We start from the raw sequence: 2,489 nt of genomic DNA, 5'->3' as shown, positions 1-2,489 counted from the left end.
GAGGGGACCCGCGCCGACACCGGGGCGGCGATCGCCGCGGCCCGCCGGGCCTTCGACGCGGGCTCCTGGCCGCACACCCCGGAACGTGAGCGTGGCGCCCTTTTGCTGCGTACCGCCGACATCATCGAGCGCGACGCCGAGGAGTTCGCCCGCGCCGAGTCGCTCGACACCGGCAAGCGTCTGGTGGAGAGCGGGTACGACATCGCCGATGTCGTCTCCTGCTTCCGCTACTACGGGGGTATGGGCGGAGCCGACGCCGGTCGCGTGATCGACACCGGCCGCGACGACGCCGTCAGCCGCGTCGTGTACGAGCCGGTGGGTGTGTGCGGACTGATCACCCCGTGGAACTACCCGCTGCTGCAGGCGTCCTGGAAGGTCGCCCCGGCGCTGCTGGCGGGCAACACGGTCGTGCTCAAGCCGAGCGAGCTGACGCCCTCCACCTCGATCCTGCTGATGCGGGCCCTGGATGAGGCCGGGCTCCCGGCCGGCGTCGCCAATCTCGTCCTGGGCACCGGAGTGGAGGTGGGCGCCCCGCTGTCCGAGGACCCGGCCGTGGACATGGTGTCGTTCACCGGGGGCCTTGCGACCGGGCGCCGGATCATGGCCGCCGCCGCGGCGACGGTGAAGAAGGTCGCGCTGGAGCTCGGCGGCAAGAACCCCAACGTGATCTTCGCCGACGCGGACTTCGAGACGGCCGTGGACTTCGCGCTCACGGCGGTCTTCCTGCACTCCGGGCAGGTCTGTTCGGCAGGCGCCCGGCTGATCGTCGAGGACTCCCTCCACGACCGCTTCGTCGGCGAGCTCGTACGCCGTGCCCGGCTCATCCGCCTCGGCGGGCCCTTCGACCCCGAGGCCGAGACCGGGGCGCTGATCTCGGCGCAGCACCGGGAGAAGGTCGAGGCGTACGTCGCGTCGGGCCTCGCCGAGGGCGCGGTACTGCGCTGCGGCGGCGAACGCCCCGACGACCCCGCCCTCGCGAACGGTCACTTCTATCCGCCCACCGTCCTGGACGAGTGCCGGCAGGACATGCGGGTGGTGCACGAGGAGTCCTTCGGCCCCGTCCTCACCGTGGAGCGGTTCACTGGTGAGGACGATGCCGTCCGGATCGCCAACGACACGGAGTACGGCCTCGCCGGAGCCGTCTGGACGCAGGACGCGGGCAGGGCCCAGCGGGTCGCGCGCCGGCTGCGCCACGGCACGGTGTGGATCAACGACTACCACCCCTATGTGCCGCAGGCGGAATGGGGTGGGTTCGGGCACTCGGGTGTGGGCCGGGAGCTGGGGCCGACCGGCCTGAACGAGTACCGAGAGCCCAAGCACGTCTGGCAGAACATCCAACCCCGGCCGCAGCACTGGTTCCGCGGCTGAACGCCGAAGAGAGGTCGATCGTGACCCCAGCACAGACCGAGGTGTCGCAGCGGCGCGACACGTCCCAGGACCCCCAGGACCGCACTCCGGTCATCTCCGTGCGCCGGCTGTGGAAGGTGTTCGGGCCGAAGGCCGAGCTGGTGCCGGACTCCGAGGAGTTGTGCGGACTGACCCGCCGTGAGCTGATGGACCGCACCGGATGCACCGCCGCCGTGCGCGATGTGAGCTTCGAGGTGTCACCCGGTGAGGTCTTCGTCGTCATGGGCCTGTCCGGCTCCGGCAAGTCCACCCTGGTGCGATGTCTGACCCGGCTCATCGAACCCACCGCGGGGGAGATCGTCTTCGAGGGCGAGGACATCCGCGGCGCCGACCCCAGGCGCCTGCGCGACCTGCGGCGCAAGAAGTTCTCCATGGTCTTCCAGCACTTCGGCCTGCTCCCGCACCGCAGGGTCGTCGACAATGTGGCGTTCGGCCTGGAGATCCGCGGCATGGGCAGGGCGGAGCGCACCAGGCGGGCCCAGGAGGTCGTCGAACTGGTCGGCCTGGCCGGATACGAGAACTCCTACCCCGACCAGCTCTCCGGCGGTATGCAGCAGCGCGTCGGCCTCGCCCGCGCCCTCGCCGGCGACCCGGACGTCCTCTTCTTCGACGAGCCGTTCTCCGCGCTCGACCCGCTGATCCGCCGCGACATGCAGAACGAGGTCATCCGTCTGCACCACGAGGTCGGCAAGACCATGGTGTTCATCACCCACGACCTCTCCGAGGCCCTCAAGCTCGGTGACCGCATCCTCATCATGCGCGACGGCAAGATGGTCCAGTGCGGCACCGGCGACGAACTCGTCGGGGCCCCCGCCGACGACTACGTACGGGACTTCGTCAAGGACGTGCCGCGCGGCGACGTTCTCACCCTGCGCTGGATCATGCGGCCCGCGCAGCCCGGCGACGCCCTCGACGGCCCTGAACTCGGCCCGGACGTCGTGGTCAGGGAAGCCACCCGGGCCGTCCTGGCGGCCGAGAAGCCGGTCAAGGTCGTCGAGAACGGCAAACTCCTCGGCATCGTCGGCGACGAGGAGATCCTCGCCGTCGTCGCCGGGCAGGGAGGCGGCGCGTGATGACCGCCG

2 protein-coding genes are annotated in these 2,489 nt (G+C 70.8%); both read left to right on the top strand.

What is annotated here, in order from left to right; genetic code table 11:
- Positions 1 to 1,368 (top strand): aldehyde dehydrogenase family protein (locus ACH4UM_RS41725; protein WP_398191899.1); only part of this gene is annotated, 1,368 nt, incomplete at its 5' end.
- A gap of 20 nt (positions 1,369 to 1,388) precedes the next feature.
- Entirely contained in the window at positions 1,389 to 2,480 is a 1,092-nt protein-coding gene (locus ACH4UM_RS41720; protein WP_398191897.1) for a glycine betaine/L-proline ABC transporter ATP-binding protein, read from the top strand.
- Positions 2,481 to 2,489 lie beyond the last annotated feature (9 nt).

The organism is Streptomyces sp. NPDC020801, assembly GCF_044334385.1.
GTDB lineage: Bacteria > Actinomycetota > Actinomycetes > Streptomycetales > Streptomycetaceae > Streptomyces.
The sequence above is the reverse complement of the archived record's forward strand: the minus strand, read 5'-3'. Positions and strand labels throughout refer to the sequence as shown.